The organism is Pseudomonas sp. AG1028, assembly GCF_007993955.1.
In the GTDB taxonomy this organism is placed as follows: Bacteria; Pseudomonadota; Gammaproteobacteria; order Pseudomonadales; family Pseudomonadaceae; genus Aquipseudomonas; species Aquipseudomonas straminea.
Genome location: NZ_VIVP01000005.1, coordinates 187,245 through 204,965 on the forward strand (window position 1 = coordinate 187,245; position 17,721 = coordinate 204,965).

The window sequence follows — 17,721 nt, forward strand, 5'->3', positions numbered from 1 at the left end:
ACAGACTCGACCCCGAGAATTGTGAATAGTCGCTATTTAGTGCACAACCTCGCTTGAAGCCAGGCTAGGCATGTTCGTCATCCAATCGTCATCTTATTTGCCTAGCGTGCCTGCGCATCAGAAGAACGCAGGAGCGCCGTGATGCATGACGATCAATTGACTGACCTCGAACGCCTGACCCTTTCTCGCCGCCGCTTCATCGGCGCCGGGGCGTTGACCGGCGCGGCGCTGTTTTTGGGTGGCGGGTTGCTGAGTCGCAGCGTGCTGGCTGATTCGATAGGCGCCACCGTTGCCAGCCCGCTGCTGGGTTTCAGCAACCTGCCAGCATCCACCGCCGATACCATCACCCTGCCGGCCGGTTATTCGTTCCGCCCGCTAATCAGCTGGGGTCAGCCTTTGCAAAATGGCGGGCCAACCTTCAAGGGGGATGGCAGCAACACCGCGGCCGAGCAACTGCTGCAGTTCGGCGACAACAACGATGGCATGAGCTTCTTCCCGTGGCCGGGCGACCCCGATCGCGCGCTGATGGCTATCAATAATGAGTACGTGAATTATCGCTACCTGCTGGCCCATGGAGGCCTGCCGAAATCCGCCGAGGACGTGCGCAAGGCGCAGAACGCCGAGGGCGTGACGGTGATCGAAGTACGCCGTGGTGCGAGCGGTTGGGCCTTTGTGCAAGGCTCGCCGTACAACCGTCGGGTGCATGGCAACCTACCGATAGAGGTGAGCGGCCCGGCTCGCGGCCATGACCTGCTCAAGACCAAAGCCGACCCGCTCGGTGTCGAGGTGCTGGGCACCTTCCAGAACTGCTCCAGCGGCCAGACACCCTGGGGCACTTACCTGACCTGCGAAGAGAACTTCAGCGACTGCTTTGGTAGCAGCGACGCCAACCTGCAGTTCACCCCGGATCAGAAGCGTTTCAGCGTGCTGCATGCCAGTGCCGAGAACGAGTGGCACCGCTTCGACCCGCGGTTCGACATTGCCAAGAACCCCAACGAACTGAACCGCCACGGCTGGATCGTCGAGATCGACCCGTTCGACCCGCAAGCCAAGCCGATCAAGCGTACTGCCCTGGGCCGTTTCAAGCACGAGAACGCTGCGCTGACTACCACCCGCGATGGCCGCGTGGTGGTGTACATGGGCGACGACGAACGCGGCGAGTTCATCTACAAGTTCATCACCCGCGACCGCCTGGACCGCGATAACCCCAAGGCCAACCGCCATATCCTCGATCAGGGCACGCTGTATGTGGCGCGTTTCGACGAGGGCAACGGCGATGCCGATCATCCCAAAGGCCGTGGTCTGTGGATCGAGCTGACCGCAGGGAAAAATGGGCTGACTGCCGACAAAGGCTTTGCCAATCAGGCCGAGGTGGTGATTCGTGCGCGCCAGGCTGGTACGCAGGTCGGTGCCACGCGCATGGATCGTCCCGAGTGGATTACCGTCAGCCCGAAGGATGGCCAGGTCTATTGCACCCTCACCAACAACAGCAAGCGCGGCGAGCCTGGCCAACCAGTAGGCGGTCCGAACCCGCGTACCAACAACCTGTACGGGCAGATTCTGCGTTGGCGCGAGCATGGCGACGATGCCGCCGCCCTGGATTTCCAGTGGGACTTGTTCGTGGTCGCCGGTAACCCGGTGGTGCATGCCGGCACGCCCCAGGCGGGCAGCCACGCGGTCAACGCCGACAACATGTTCAACAGCCCAGATGGCGTCGGCTTCGACGAGGGTGGCCGCTTGTGGATCCTGACCGACGGCAAGTACAGCAACAAGGGCGACTACGCCGGCATGGGCAACAACCAGATGCTCTGCGCCGACCCGCAATCCGGCGAGATCCGGCGTTTCATGGTCGGCCCGGTGAGCTGCGAGGTAACCGGCCTGGCCTTCTCGCCGGACTACAAGAGCATGTTCGTAGGCATTCAACACCCAGGTGAAGAGGGCGGTTCGAGCTTCCCGGATCACCAGGCCGGCGTTCATCCCCGCTCGACGGTGGTGGTCATCAGCCGCGATGACGGCGGTGTGATCGGCGCCTGACCTGAAGCTGCTCAGAGGGTGACGGTGGTGGCACCACGGATGACCACCATGCCGTTATCCTCGGCAGGCTGGGGATGGTTATCCACAGCAACCGCACGATGGTCCACTACTCGCTGGCATCCACATGTTTGCGGCCGTGTCGCGGGCAAATGTGCAGCCCATGGTGCGTGCGATGAAATTGCGTTGTTGTATGACGGCTGGTTGCCTTGGACTGGCAACGGACTCCTCAACTATATAAGTGTCGGCGAAGCTGGTACCCAGCGAAGGCGCCGGGGGTAAGTGTGACAGTCCTGTGGATAAATCCGCGCTAGCCAAATACCCAGCTTGATGCATGTGTCAGTGGCTTTAATGCATGCGCCGGCGACTCTCCATCGCTCATTAATCCGGGGCGTTGATCAAAGCTTAATAAAGCTGTGCCTTGAGCAACGGCCTGAGCAGGTAGTTCATCACCGTGCGCTTGCCGCTGAGAATGTCCACTTCGGCGACCATGCCAGGGATGATCGGCAGAATTTCGTCGCGGCGCTTGAGCTGGCTGCCGTCGGTCTTGATCAGTACCTCATAGTAGAACTCTTTGCCCTGGGCCGTTTCCTCGAAAATGGTGTCCGCGCTGATCTGTTCGAGGGTGCCGGTCAGGTAGCCATAGATGCTGTAGTCGTAGGCGGTGATCTTCACCTTGGTTGGCATGCCCGGTACCAGAAAGGCGACGTCGCGCGGTTTGATGCGCGCTTCGATGAGCAACTGATCCTCGACGGGAATCACTTCCATGATCGGCTCGCCGGGCTGGATCACCCCGCCGCGGGTATTGATCAGCACGGTGTTCACCCGGCCGCGTACCGGCGACAGGATCTCGGTACGGCGCAGCTGATCCTGGCGCTGCGCGACGATGGGCTCCAGGGCGCTGAGCTCGCTTTTCTTGCTCTGCCGCTCCGTGTAGGCATCCTGAAAGTAGGTGCTGCGCAGTTCGGTCAGCTTGCCGTTGAGCGTGGCGATCTCCTGGCTGAGCTTGAGCGCTTCCATCTGGCTCACGGCGCGCTTGGCCACAAGCGGCTCGACCAGGTTGAGCTGCTGCTGCGCCAGGCGGATCTGCCGGTTGATGGCGCTGATACCGTCCTGCAGCTTGTCGCGCCGGGACTTGAACAGCTCCTGCTCGGAGCGGGCGAGGGGGCTGGCCGAGTCGATATCCTCGGGAAAGTCGATACGGTCCTTGCCCAGCACTTCGGCATCCAGGCGTGCGATGGTGGCGCGCAGGGCCGCCGACTGGTTGGCTGATTCCTGAAACGAGGTACGAAAGCGCGTTTCGTCGAGGCGCACCAGAGGTTGGCCGACTTCGACCAGATCGCCTTCGCCGACCAGCAGGCGGTCGAGGATGCCGCCCTCCAGGCTCTGGATGCGGGTAAAGGGCACCACGCGGCCGTCGCCCCGAGTCACCTCATCGAGCTCGGCCCAGGCTGCCCAACCGATGAACAGCAGCACGGTGGCCAGTACCGTCCACAGCAAGGGCCGGAACAGCGGGTGGGTGGCGCTCAGCAGCGGATCGTCGAGCTGCCGGCGCAGGCGGTCATTGGACGGCATGGTTGCCTCCCCGCGGCTCCTGCGGTGCGTTCACCACGTTGTCCTGCACCACCTGATCCAGGGCGCCGTCCATGATCACCCGGCCCTGGCGCATCACCACCGCGCGCTCGACCAGCGAAAGCATGACCTTCTTGTGGGTCACCAGGATCAGGGTGCGCCCGCTGACCCAGTGCTGCAGATACTCGACCACGTTCTTTTCGCTGGTCTGGTCGAAGGACGACGTCGGTTCGTCGAGCAGCACGATGGGCGGATCCTGCACCAGCACGCGCACCAAGCCGACCGCCTGGCGCTGGCCGCCGGACAGGCTGGCATTGCCCTGGATGGGCATGTCCAGGCCCAGCGGATGGCTGCGCACCCAGGCGCCGAGGCCGACGCCGTCGAGGGCTTCGAACAGCTCCTCGTCGCTGACCGCCGCGCCTTCCAGGTTAAGGTTGTCGCGCAGGGTGCCGTAGAACAGGGCGATGTCCTGGGGCAGATAGCCGATATGCCGACGGCGGTCGGCGGGGTCGATCTGGGTCAGGCTGATGTCGTCGACCATCACCCGCCCGGCGCTCGGGTCGAGCAACCCGGCGAGCAGGCGCAGCAGGGTGGATTTGCCGGCGCCGTTACCGCCGAGCAGGGCGACCCGTTCGCCGGCGCGGATGCTCAGGGCGTTGATGTCGACGATGGGCGGCGCATCGTCATGGGCGAGACGCAGTTGCTCGAGGCGGTAGTCGCCGGCCAGCTGTTCCTTGCGCACGAAACGCTGCCCGGCCGGGCGCTCGACCGGGCCGGTCATCAATTGGTCCAGGCCTTCGAGGGCGACCTTGGTGTGCTGCCAGCGACCGAGAATGCCGGCGATCTGCGACAGCGGTGCGATGGTCCGTGCCGCCAGGATCGAGCAGGCCACCAATGCGCCCATGCTCAGGTAGCCGTCGCTGATGCGGTACACGCCGAACACCACCACGCCCACGTAGCACAGCTGCTGCACGGTGCTGACCCCGTAGCTGAGCGCCGAGGTCAGGCTCTGGGTTTTCATGGCGCTGCCGGCGAGCTGCGCGGTGAGGGTTTCCCACAGGTGCATGCAGCGGCCTTCGGCGCGGCTGGCCTTGACCGTTTCCAGGTGCTCGATGGATTCGAGCAGGATGCCGTTCTTCACCGAACCTTCGCGTAGGTTCTGGCGCGACAGCCGTGCCAGGCGGCCCTGGGCGAGCAGGCCTGGGAGGATCATCAGCACGGCGGCGACCACCGGCACCCAGACCACATGGCCGCCGATCAGGGCGATGATCAGCAGAAAGATGAACACGAAAGGCAGGTCGCTGATCACCGCCGCGCTCGATGAGGTGAAGAATTCGCGCACCGACTCGAACTCGCGAATCTGCGTGCTGAAAGCGCCGACCGACGCCGGCTTGGCGCCCAGGCGGGTGTTGAGTACGCGCTCGAACAGCAATGATGACAGCTGCAGATCCAGGCGCTTACCCAGGGTGGTGAGCAGGTGCGCGCGCAACCCGCGCAGCAGGCTTTCCAGCACGATGGCCAGGGCCACGCCGCTGGCCAGCACCCACAGCGTGTCGAAGGCCGCGTTGGGCACCACGCGGTCATAGACCTGCATGGCGAACAGGGCGGCGGCGATGGCCAGCAGGTTGGCGATGAAGGCCGCGACGGCCACTTCCACATAGGAGCGCCGCAGGCGCTTGAGCGCCCCGTAGAACCAGTGCTCGCGCGTCGGGCTGGCGAACTCTTCGGCGCGGCCGTCCGGCCGATAGCGGCACTTGGCGAAAACCGCCATGCCGCTGTACAGCGGCTCCAGGTCGGCAATCGGCAATCGCTGCATACCGCCGTCGCTGTGCGGCACGAGGATCTCCGCCTGCTCGCCGTGCTGGCCGACCAGCACCACGCAGCGTCCGTCCTTGAGCAACAGTAGAGCCGGCAACAGGTAGTCGTCGATGCGCTGCAGTTTTTCTTCGCTGACCTGGGCGACGATATCGGCGCGGCGCAGGGCGCGCGGCACCATGCGCAGCGGCAGGCGGCCCTGTTCGAGGGCGATACCGTCGGCCAGCTCGGCGTCGGTCACCGGGCGGCCGAGCTGCCGGCACAGCAGCACCAGGCCCTGGCGCAGCGGGTCCTGGTTCTTGCCCGGCGTGGTCAGCGTGTCAGGATCCATTCAGGCCGTTCTCCAGCAAGGGGCCGAGCAGGCCGATCTGCGCCGCAGCGCGGTATTCCAGGCGCAAGCGCTCGACCTGCAGGACGATCAACTGGCGCTCGGCTTCGAAACGCTCGCGCTGCACCGTGAGCAGGTCGATCACGTCGCGGCGGCCCACTTCGAACTGCTCGCGGTACAGGCCGCCGACCTGCTCGGAATCACGCACCTGCACGGCCAGCGCATGTTCGCGCCAGAGCAGCGAATCGCCGATGTCGAACAGGCTCTGCAGCTGCCGGCGAATGTCGCGCTGGATGGCGTCCTGGCCCCAGCTCGCGGACTCCAGGCGCTGCGCAGCAGCGGTGGGACGCTGGAAGTTGGACAAGCCCTGGATGGTGTCCATGCGCAGGCGCAGGTTGACCATCGAATCGTTCTGCAGGCGCCCGCCGATCTCTCTGCGTGTGGCTGAGGCTTCCAGATTCAGTTGCGGCAGCAGCGCGGCCTTGGTGCCGCGCAGCTCGGCCTGGGCCAGGTTGGTGTCTTCCAGGGCGCGCTGGTAGAGCGGCGAGCCGGTGATCAGCCCTGGCAAATCACGGGTCGCCAGGTAGCGCTGCATGGACTGTGGGCGCGGTTCGGCCAGGCCCTCCGGCGGCGCCCCGACGAGCAGCGTGAACTGGTTGCCGGCATCGAGCAGGGCGCCTTTTTCCAGGGCCAACTGCTCCTGGGCGCGGGCGATTTCCAGGCCGGCACGGTCCTGTTCACTGCGATCAGAATAACCGTCGGCGCCGCGTGCTTCGGTCATTCCACGGATGTCGTCGAGCAGGCGGATATGCCGGCGTACGGCATCGATACGGCGCTGCGCGACCAGCACGTCCAGGTAGGTTTCGACGATATCCAGGGCGGCATCTTCGCGGGCCACTTCGGCGCTGGCCGACAGCTGGCGCTGGGTCGCCTTGGCGCTGTCCACCTGGCTGTCTACGCGGCCCCAGTCGTAGAGCATCTGCGAGACGGTGACGTCGTAGACGGTCTCGCCGATATCGAATTCCTGGGGGCCTCCGGACAGCGACAGCGACGGGTAGTAACCGCCCTTGGCGATCTTTACCTCGGTCTCGGCGCGGGCCGCCTCGGCGACCGCGGCGCGTACTTGGGGGTGAATTGCCAGGCCGTTGCGTACGGCCTGATCCAGCGGCATGGCCAGGGCCGAGGCGGGCAGACAGAGTGTGAATGCCAGGCGCGCGGCCCATCGACAATGAGACATGTGCATGCGGTACGACGAATTCCCTATCAACTGACCACAACCTGTACCGTGTTTTCTTCCACCAGCAGCGTGGTGTTCCCGTAGGTATAGACGTCGTAGACGATGCCATCAATCGCCTGCGTGCCTGTCTTCAAGGCACTGCTGCTGACCCGCAGGGTGTCGTTGCTCTCCCCGGTAATCTGCAGGATGTTGTTGGCATCGGTGATGGACGCCACCGCTGCGGCGGTCAGCGTCAGGGTGCTGCCCGAGTCACCGGTGCCGAGGTCGATGCGCTCGATATTGCTCAGCGTGCCGATGCCGGCAGCGCCGTAGTTGATGTCGATACCGCCGTCGAACAGTACGGTGTCGAAGCCTGCACCACCGTTGACGCTGCCGAAATTGGTGGCGCGAATCTGGATGGTGTCGTTACCGGCTCCAGCATCCACGCGATCACCGGCGCCCACGTTGAGGATCAGGTCATTGCCGTTACCGGCGAAGATCTGCTCGTTGGCGATGGTGGCACTTCCGGAAAGAACGTCGTCGGCAGCCGTGCCATCGACGCGCACGGTACCGATGGCCAGGCCGAGCAGGCCCGATGGATCCAGATCCACGGTGTACTGGCCGCTGGTCTTGCTGCCCGATGTCGCGGTGATACGCAGTGCGAGGTCGGCCCCCAGATTGAGAACCTGGCTGACCGACAGACCGAGCTGGCTAAGCACACTGGGGCTGAGCAGGTTGATGGAAAAGTTGCCGTTGGCGTCGGCCGCCAAGGGCGCAAGGCCGATATAGCCCGCCGGGGTCAGCACTTCGACTGCCAGGGCGGCGCCGGCAACGGTCTTGCCGCTGATGCCGAGCCGCGCGGCTGACAGGTTGAGTACGCTCAGGTTGGCATCCACGGCGAGGTTGCCGAGGGTGATCGGTTGCTGCAGCAGGCTGGCGCCCAGGCCCAGAGAGGCCAGGTTACTCTGGTTGCCGGCCTGATCCCGGGCAGACACTGTCACCTGGGCGCTAAGCAACTGGTCCCAGGTCAGGCCGATATTCAGCCCGCTGAGCAGGTTCACTGAGGCCAGCCCGGCATTGTTGGCCGTGACCGTGGCGGTGGCGACGGTGCCGCCCAGGTCGATACGCACGGTCAGTTGGCTATTCGGCTCGCTGGAGATGGTAAGTAGGTTGCCAGTCAAGCTCAGCACCGGTGAGGTAGGGGCGATGGTGTCGACCGTGAAATTCGCGGCCTGGGAATTGGCGCCGTTGTTGATATGCGCGGTAACCGACGCAGCACCCTGTGGAAAACTGCCGCCTGGTGGCAGTACGGAAACCACAGCGGCACCTGCAGTGGCCTCGGCCGCTGTTACGGTGTGGCTCTGGTTGAAGGTGTAGCCGCCGGTGCCGGTGTAGGTCAGCGTGACCGTGTCGCCAGCGCGCACCCCGGTGGCCAACCCGACGCGCACCTGGATGCCGTCGGCGGCCTCGGCCGCGTTGATGTATGTGTCGAGCGCCTCCGGCACGTTGATGATCGGTGCCGACAGGTTGGGCGCGTTGGTGCCTGCCGAGATGCTGACGTTGCCGGCCACATCGGTGGCCGTCACGCTGATCGGCTGGCCCGCCACCAAGGCTGGAATCAGCACCGCTGCGAAGGTGCCTGCTGCAGTGGCGGTCACGGTGATCGGGCTGGCTACGTTGCCATTGACCACGATACGCACCTGGCTGCCCGCTTCGGCGTTCCCGGTGAGCAGGGTGCCGTCAGCGCTGACGAACAGATTGCTGGGGGCGCTCGGCGCCTGGCTGTCGACCAAGGTGCTGGTCGAACCACTGGTATTACCTGCCGCGTCACGCGCCACGGCATTTACCACGGTGCCGTTAGCCAGTTGCGCCGCGGGTGTGAAGCTCCAGGTGCCATTGGCGGCAGCGGTGGTGGTGCCGATCTGCGCGCCATTACCATCAGTAAGGATGATCGTGCTGCCAGCCTCGGCCGTACCCGTGAGCACCGTACCCCGGCTGGGCTGGATGGTGGGCGCGTTGGGCGCCACGGTATCGATGGTGGTGCTGGTCGAAGTGCTGATATTGCCGGCTGCATCGCGGGCAACGGCGGTGACAACGGCGCCGTTGGTCAGCGTTTCTGTTGGCGTAATGGTCCAGTTGCCGTTGGCAGTGGTGGTCGTTTGGCCTATCACATTGCCGCCGGGGCCGGTAACGGTAACCGTGCTGCCGACCTCGGCGGTACCGCTTAGCGCGGTGCCGTTGCTTGGTTGAATGGTGGGCGCGCTGGGCGCAATGGCATCGACCGTGGTGCTGACCGAGGTGCTGGTATTGCCGGCCGCATCGCGGGCGACTGCGGTCACCACCACGCCATTGGCCAGGGCGGGGCTCGGTGTGTAGGTCCAGTTGCCGGCGCTGTCAGTGGTCGCCGTACCGATGCGGATGCCGCCAGGGCCGGTAAGAATTACCGTGCTGTTGGCTTCGGCCGTACCCGTCAGCACCACGCCGCTGCTGGCCTGGATAGTTGGGGCGGCAGGGGCCACGTTATCGATGATCGTATTGGTGGATGGGCTGATATTACCGGCAGCATCGCGTGCTACCACGCTTACCTGCGTGCCATTGGTCAGCGGGGTCGGAGGCGTATGGCTCCAGTTGCCCTGAGCATCGGCGATCGTCTGGCCGATAGTGGCGCCGCCCGCTCCGGTAAGAATCACCGTGCTGCCCGCTTCGGCCGTGCCGCTCAGCACAGTGCCGTTGCTGGGCGCGATGGTGGGGAGCGCAGGTGCCAGGCCGTCGATCACCACGATGGCCGGCGCGCTGACGTTATTGGTGGCATCGGTAGCGGTGATGCTGACCGAGGTGCCGTTGGGGATGGCGGGTGAAAAGGTCTGTGACCAGGCGCCAGTGGTGGCATCGGCGTTAACCTGTACGTCTGCCTGACCCGCAATGCGGATGGTCACGGTACTGCCCGGTTCAGCCGTACCACTGAGCAGGCTGCCATTGCTGGGTAGCACCTCGGGCAGATTCGGCACCCTGTCGTCCACGGTCACGCTGGCCGGATTGCTCACGTTGCCGGCCGCATCCACGGCAACCACCGTGACGAGGGTGTCGTCTGCCAGCGGCAGCGCCGGCTTGTAATGCCAGTTGCCATTGGCGTCCACGGCCACCGTGGCGATCAGCACGCCCGCCACACTCAACCGTATAGTGCTACCGGCTTCGGCAGTACCGCTCAGCTCGCTGCCGTTGCTGGCCGCGATCACCGGCGCAGGTGGAGCGAGGTTATCCACCCTCGTGCTGGCAATGGGGCTCTGGTTGCCGGCCGCATCCCGTGCCTGCACAGTGACCAATACGCCATCGGCCAGGCTGGTGCCCGGCGTGAAGCTCCAATCACCGCTGCTGTCAGCGGTCAGGGTGGCGATGGTGTTACCATTGACGGTTAGCGTTACCGTGCTGCCCGCCTCGGCGGTACCGCGCAAAGCTGAACCGTTGGTGGCCTCGATGGTTGGTATGGCGGGGGCGACTGCATCGATAGTGATGGCGGTGGCCGGGCCGGTATTGCCGGCCGCATCGCGGGCGCTGACGCTGATCACGGCGCCATGCTGCAAGGGTATATCTACAGGGAAGGTCCAGGCTCCCCCCGCGTTCACTGCTGCCTCACCAACGACCACGCCGCCCGGACCGGTGATGATCACCGTGCTGCCCGCTTCGGCCGTGCCGCCGAGCAGCACGCCATTGCTCGGCTGAACAGTTGGGGCGGCAGGCGGTACGGTGTCGATCACCAGGCTTGCCGCCGGGCTGGTGTTGCCGGCCGCATCCCGGGCCACCACGCTGATCTGGGTATTGTTGGTGAGTGCCACGGGCGGCACGAAAGACCAGTTGCCATCGCCGTCGGCCACTGCCTGACCAATGGCGACGCCGCCTGTACCGGTGATGATGACCGTGCTCCCCGCTTCGGCAGTGCCGCCGAGAACGATGCCATTGCTGGGCTCGATGGTTGGCCGTGGCGGCGCCTGGTTATCGACGATGATCGCTGAAGATGGCGTGCTCACGTTATTCGCGGCATCGGTTGCCGTCGCGGTAAGGCTGACACCGTTGGCTACTGGCGTGTTCGGGGTGAGCGTCCAGCTGCCATTAGTACCGGCCTGCGCCGTGCCGATGACAGTGCCGTCTGCACTGACGGTTACCATGCTGCCTGCTTCGGCGGTACCGGTGATGACCAGGCCGTTGCTCGGCGCGATCACCGGTGCGGGTGGCGCGATAGCGTCGATCAGGATGCTCGCCGGGGCGCTTTCGTTGCCCAGATTATCGCGGGCGATCACGGTGACCAGGCTGCCGTCAGGCAAGGCCGGGTTCAAGGTGACACTCCATTTTCCGTCGGCATCGGCCGTAATGGTACCGGTGTTGATCGGCACACCTCCGGCTCCGGTGAGGACGATGGTGGCCCCGGCTTCCGCCGTACCGCTCAGCGAGACGCCATTGCTCGGATTGATGGTCGGATGTTCCGGCACCTGGGCATCGATCACGGTGCTGGCGGATGGGCTGGTGTTGCCGGCGGCATCGCGTGATACCACCGTGACCTCGGTGCCGTCAGTGAGGGCCTGCGAGGGTTTGAAGCTCCAGTTCCCCGCCGCGTTGGCGGTTACCTGGCCAATGGTTGCACCGCCGGGGCCGGTGATCAGCACGGTGCTGCCGGCTTCTGCCGTACCGCTGAGCTCGACGCCATTGCTGGGAGAAATGGTTGGCGTAACCGGCGCCACGGTGTCGACGGTGGTGCTGACCGAGGCACTGGTATTGCCGAGGGTGTCCCGAGCGATTGCATTGACCACCGTGCCATTGGGCAAGGCCGGCGAGGGCGACAGCGTCCAGGTTCCATCAGCCGCCGCAGTGGTCTGGCCGATCACCCGGCCGCTGCCATCAGTGACGACCACGGTAATGCCCGCTTCGGCGGTGCCGGTGACCCGCACGCCATTGCTGGCTTCGATCGTCGGGGTGGCCGGCGGCTGTGCATCGATGGTCGTGGTGGCCGAGCTACTGCTGTTGCCGGCGGCGTCCCGCGCCACTACGGTCACCACCAGGCCATCGGCCAGGGCGGGTGTGGGCGTGAAGGTCCAGTTGCCATTGGCGTCCGCGGTCGCCTGGCCGATGCTGACGCCGCCCGAGCCGGTAAGAATCACCGTGGCACCCACTTCGGCGGTGCCGCTGAGTTGCGTGCCATTGCTGGCGGCGATGGTCGGCGCGCTGGGGGCAACGTTGTCGATCACCGTGGAGGCCGGTGCGCTGCTCAGGCCGGACACCGTGATCGTGGCGTTGATCGTGGTGCCGTTGGCCAGTGGCGTTTGCGGGGTGAAGGTCCAGTTGCCCTGACCGTCGGCGACGGCCTGCCCGATGACGGTGCCTGTCCCGTCGGTCAGCTGCACGGTAGCGCCTGCCAGGGCGGTACCGCTGAGTTCGCTACCGTTGCTGGGCTCGATGGTCGGGCGTGGTGGCAGGGTCGCATCGACTATCACGCTGGCCGGCGCGCTCTGATTACCCACGGCGTCGGTAGCCGTCACCGTCAGCCGGGCGCCATTGGGCAGCGCACTTGCCGGGGTGATCGACCAGTTGCCATTGGCGTCGGCGGTTGTGGTCTGGCTGAAGCCATTGGGGCCGGTGATGGTGATCAGGCTGCCGGCTTCGGCAGTGCCGGTCACCTGCGTGCCGTTGCTGGGGTCGATTACCGGCGCGGCGGGAGCCTGGGCGTCGATGGTGGTGGTCGCCGCCGGGCTGGTGTTGCCGACCGCATCGCGGGCGATTACGGAAACCTGGGTGCCATTGGCCAGCTGGCCGCTGATGGGGTAGCTCCAGGTGCCGTTGGCGTTGACCTGAACGGTTACCGGCGCGGCATTGCCGATGGTCAGCAATAGTGTGCTGTCGGGGTCGGCAGTGCCGCTCAACATGCCCGACCCGCTGCTCGGCGAGATGGTAGGCGTAGCGGGCGGCTGAGCATCTACCACGGTGCTACCGGGCTGGCTGGTATTGCCGGCGGCGTCGCGTGCCACCACATCGACCTGGGTTCCATCGAGCAGCGGGCTCGGCGGCGTGAAGGACCAGTTGCCACTGGCGTCGGCCGTCGTCTGGCCAATGGCGACGCCCCCAGGCCCGGTAAGAGTGACGGTGCTGCCAGCCTCGGCGGTGCCACTTAGCTGGCCGCCGTTGCTGGGGGCGATGGTGGGCGTGCTGGGCGCCACGGCATCTACCGTTATGGCCACCGGGGCGCTCTGGTTACCGGTCGGGTCACGGGCGACGATGCTAACCGCGGCGCCATTGGCCAGCGGAGTGTCGGGTGTGAAGCTCCAGTTGCCCTGAGCGTTGACCTGCACCTGGCCGACCACCACACCGCCGACGCTGATGATCACCAGGCTGCCGGCCTCGCCGGTACCGCTGAGTTGCTCGCCATTACTTGGCGTGATGGTAGGCGCTGCAGGCGCGACATTGTCGGTGATTACGCTACTGGAGGCGCTAGTGTTGCCGGCGGCATCGCGGGCTACGGCGTTGACCTGGGTGCCGTTTAGCAAGGGGCTAGCCGGGGTGAACGACCAGTTGCCGCCTGCGTCTGCTGTTACCCGGCCGATCAGCGCGCCGTTGGCGCCGGTCAGAATCACCGTGCTGCCAGGTTCTGCACTGCCGCTCAGTTGCGCACCGGTGCTGAAGTTGATCGCCGGAGCCGGCGGCGGTACACCATCGATGGTCAGGGACGCGGCAGGGCTGACATTGCCCGTGGCATCCGTCGCAGTTGCCGTGACACGGCTGCCGTCCGGCAGCTGCGCGGTAAGGGTGGTGCTCCAAGTGCCGTTGGCGGCTGCGGTGGTTTCGGCGATCAGGTTGCCGGCGCCATCGCGCAGGGTGACGGTGCTGCCCGGCTCGGCAAAACCGTGCAGGACGATGCCGTTGCTGGGTTCGATGATGGGCGTCGAGGGCGGCGCGGCATCGATGACAAGACTGGCCGGTGCGCTGGTATTACCGGCGGCGTCACGCGCCACCACCGTAATGGCGGCATTGTCAGCCAGTGCGGGTGATGGGGTAAGTGACCAGTTGCCGTCGGCATCAGCGGTGGTTTGGCCGAGCACTCGTCCGCCGCTGTCGCTGACGATTACCGTGCTGCCGGCTTCGGCGGTGCCCGCTAGGAGCGTACCATCGCTCTGCTCGACGACCGGCGCCTGAGGCGCGACGCGATCCACTGTGGTGCTGGTTGCCGCGCTCTGGTTGCCGGCGGCATCGCGGGCAACGGCCGAGACCACCGTGCCGTTGGCCAGCGGTGTGGCCGGCTGGAAGCTCCAGTTACCCTGGGCGTCGGCAATCACCTGGCCAATAGACGCGCCGCCTGGGCCGGTCAGAATCACCGTACTACCTGCCTCGGCTGTTCCGCTGAGCAGGCTGCCGTTGCTAGGTTCGATTGTTGGAACGGTTGGCGCGACGTTATCGGTCACTATAGTGGCTGGTGCGCTGCTGGCGCCATTGGCGACCACGGTTGCGCTGACGATGGTGCCGTTTGGCTGCGGGCTGAGCGGTGTGATCGCCCAGTTGCCATTGCTGTCGGCGGTGGCCTGGCCCAGCGCAACGCCGCCCGGGCCGGTCAGCACCACCAGCGCGCCTGCCGTGGCCGTACCGCTGAACTGGCTGCCGTTGCTCGGCTCGATGGTCGGGCTGGCTGGCAAGCTGGCATCGACGGCCTGGCTGGCGGCAGTGCTCTGGTTGCCGGCCGTGTCGGTCGCGGTCACCGATACGATTGTGCTGTTGGCCAGAGGCGTGGCCGGAGTAAAGCTCCAGATGCCATCGGCATTGGTGATGGTGGTCTGGTCGGCTTCGCCCGGCACCCTGATCGTGATGGTGCTGCCAGGCTCGGCGGTGCCACTAAGCAGGCCGCCATTGCTGGGGTTGATCACCGGTGTGTTGGGCGCCTCGGCATCGATGCTACCAATCGTAGAATCGCTTACATTGCCGCTGGCGTCTCGGGCACTAACCTCGATGGTGATGCCATGGGCAATCGGTGCGCCGGGGGAGTGGCTCCAGGTTCCATTGCTATCGGCGAGCACCTCGACCTCGGTCGCAGGTGAAGTGCCGATACGAATGATCACCGTACTGCCCGGCTCGGCAGTACCGCTCAGCAGGACACCATTGGTAGGGTTCAGTATCGGCGCTGCGGGCGCCTCGGTATCTATCACCAGATTGCTGGGTGGGCTGACGTTGCCGGCCGGATCACGCGCGATGACTGTCAGCGGTGTGCCATCGGCGAGAGGCGCATCGGGCGTGAAGCTCCAGTCACCGTTACCGTCGGCTATCACCTCGGCAATGAGGATTCCGCCGGGACCTGTGATGACCACGGTGCTGTTTGCTTCAGCTTTGCCGTTCAGCGTGATGCCGTTGCTGGGTTCGACCTGAGGAGCGGCAGGTGGTGTCCGGTCGATCTGCACCGCAGCAGGGTCGCTGTTGTTGCCAGCGGCATCGCGAACCACGACTTCGAGGTTGACGCCATCGGCGAGCGGTGTGGTGGGAATGAAATTCCAGTTGCCATCGGCATCGGCCACGGTCTGGCCGATGAGGTCGCCATTGCTGTAGATCAGAATGATCTTGCCGCCGGGCTCGGCGGTACCGCTTAGCTCACTGCCGTTGCTCGGCTGCACGACGGGGGGCAGGGGTTGCGCGGCATCGATGATCAGCGTGGTGGCAGCGCTGGTGCCTGCGGCTGTGCTGGCGACGGCGGTGACGACCGTCGCGTTGGTCAGTGCGGGAGACGGGGTGATCGACCAGGCGCCATTGGGGCCGGCTGTGGCGCGACCAATCTCGGCACCGTTCGCGCTGACGATGACCAGGCTACCGGCGTCCGCCGTGCCGGAAATCACCGTACCGTTGCTTGTGGCGATCACCGGCGCGTTGGGCAATGCGTTATCCACAACCACTGTTTGCGGCGGGCTGGTGTTGCCAGCCGGGTCACGGGCCACCACGCTCACCTCGCCACCATTGGCGATCGCCGGGCTGGCAGTGAAATGCCAGTTGCCATTGCCATCGACCAGTGCCTGGCCGAAAACCCCACTGGCGTTGCTCAGAATGACGGTACTGCCTGGTTCTGCGGTGCCGCTGAACACCGTGCCATTGCTGTTGTTGATGGTGGGCTGATCAGGAGCCTGTGCGTCGATCCGGAGCTCGCTGGGTTCGCTCTTGTTACCAGCGCGGTCGGTAGCCGTAACTATGACTGAAGTGTTGTCGGCCAGCGCGGGGGAAGGTTGGTAAGACCAGGTGCCGTCTGCAGCTGCGGTAACTGTAACGGGTGCATTCCCGTCGATCGTAAGTGCGACGGTACTGCCCGGCTCTGCCGTGCCAACCAGCAATGTTCCATTGCTGGCTTCCACCGTCGGTGGGGCTGGCGGCGTGCTGTCGATAACCACCCGTATCACCGGATGAGGCACGCCGTTAGGGGCGATGGTATGCACGTCCACAATCGTTCCATGGGGCAATACGGGTGGCCCTTCCCAGCGCCATTCCCCATTCGTGTCGGCAGTGGTTCTATGCAGCTCCTGGCCGTCAGGATGCATCAGGATGATAGTGGCGTTGGGAGTTGCCGAGCCGTTGAGCTGGCTGCCATCACTGGGCTCCACCGTCGAAGGCTGTATCACCAGTGGAGCGTTTAGCGACGCCGATGGGCCGACATTTCCTGCAGCATCTATCACCACCACGCTGATGGTCTGCCCGCCTGTAAGCGGTGCTGGAAATTGCACCTGGAACTGACCGTTGGCATCGGCAGCCACCGTGAACAGCGTGCCGTTAACATCCACTCTGACAGTGGCGTTGGGCTCTGCAAAACCGGTCAGGAAGCGGCTGTCCTGGCTGAGCTGCAGGTTGGTCGCCGCCGCCGGGGGCTGATTATCCACAGGCGGTTGTGCGCTGCTGCCCCCGTTGTTGTTAGTGCTATTGTTGCGCCGGCTGACCTCATCGGCCACTACCACTCCGCCTGCAACCGCTACACCGCCAATCATCGCAGCAGTGCCCAGACCCAAGGTACTGCCAGCAGCGCCTGCTATCGAAGTCAGTGAGGTAAAGCCGGAGAGAGTACCCTCCGAAGCATAGGAGGCGGCCAGAACGCCATCGGAAGCCGCGGCCTGGGAAAGATCCACGGCCATCAACTGCTCTTCCTCGCCGACCAGATAGAGCTGGCTGGGTTGCTCGGCCGCCTCGTAGAAATTGCTGATGCGTAGCACCTCACCGTCCTGCATCTGGACGATCAGGTCGGATCCATCACGGGTATAACGGGCTACCGCTTCGGGAGGAATGTTGAGGGCGACATGGCTGCTTTCGGAAAGTGGCAGCGTGTTGCTGACCACTTGTGTATTGGCCTGACTGACCTGCTGGCCAATAGGCGCGACTTTCGCCTGTACTGCCATGAAGCATCTCCCAATTACGTGATTTCAAACTTGGCGAGTTGCGTTGCACAGGCAAATCCAATTCGGCGTTGCACTGGATAGAACTCGACAAGTTTTAAACGTAGCGGGCGAGCACTTTTTTAAAAGGTAGTTTTAATGCCGTTTATGTATAAAAATCAAAAGCTCATGTGATTTTTGACATTTAAAATAACCTGATTACTTGAGATTTTCTATTTTTTAGGTCATAACTTATTGTTTTATATATAAATTTATAATCAATGGAATTGTCGTTTGCCGACAGATCTGCTCGATAAAAAATGATCTTCGCCGAATGAAAAGTTGTGAAATTATTTCAGTGACTACGCAGGAATAAAGTTCAAATCATTTAA

General features: G+C 64.4%; 5 protein-coding genes. 1 reads left to right on the forward strand and 4 read right to left on the reverse strand.

Annotation, left to right across the window (positions count from 1 at the left end):
- Positions 1-141 precede the first annotated feature (141 nt).
- Positions 142-2,034, forward strand: a complete 1,893-nt coding sequence (locus FB481_RS09845) for a PhoX family phosphatase (RefSeq protein ID WP_147176212.1) — start codon at positions 142-144, stop codon at positions 2,032-2,034.
- 402 nt (positions 2,035-2,436) lie between these two features.
- Here the strand turns inward: FB481_RS09845 and FB481_RS09850 are convergent, their stop codons facing one another.
- The 4 genes from FB481_RS09850 to FB481_RS09865 are packed head-to-tail and all read right to left on the reverse strand — an operon-like array spanning position 2,437 to position 17,353.
- Positions 2,437-3,606, reverse strand: coding sequence for an HlyD family efflux transporter periplasmic adaptor subunit (locus tag FB481_RS09850; protein WP_147176213.1), 1,170 nt, complete (start codon positions 3,604-3,606; stop codon positions 2,437-2,439).
- Entirely contained in the window at positions 3,593-5,749 is a 2,157-nt protein-coding gene (locus FB481_RS09855) for a type I secretion system permease/ATPase (protein WP_147176214.1), read from the reverse strand. The genes FB481_RS09850 and FB481_RS09855 overlap by 14 nt, the downstream gene beginning before the upstream one ends.
- Positions 5,739-6,989: a TolC family protein gene (locus tag FB481_RS09860; RefSeq protein ID WP_147176215.1), complete on the reverse strand. Its 1,251-nt coding sequence runs from the start codon at positions 6,987-6,989 to the stop codon at positions 5,739-5,741. The genes FB481_RS09855 and FB481_RS09860 overlap by 11 nt, the downstream gene beginning before the upstream one ends.
- A 20-nt stretch (positions 6,990-7,009) precedes the next feature.
- The gene (locus tag FB481_RS09865) at positions 7,010-17,353 is read right to left on the reverse strand and encodes an Ig-like domain-containing protein (protein WP_147176216.1); all 10,344 of its coding nucleotides are present in this window, start codon (positions 17,351-17,353) and stop codon (positions 7,010-7,012) included.
- Positions 17,354-17,721: the final 368 nt, after the last annotated feature.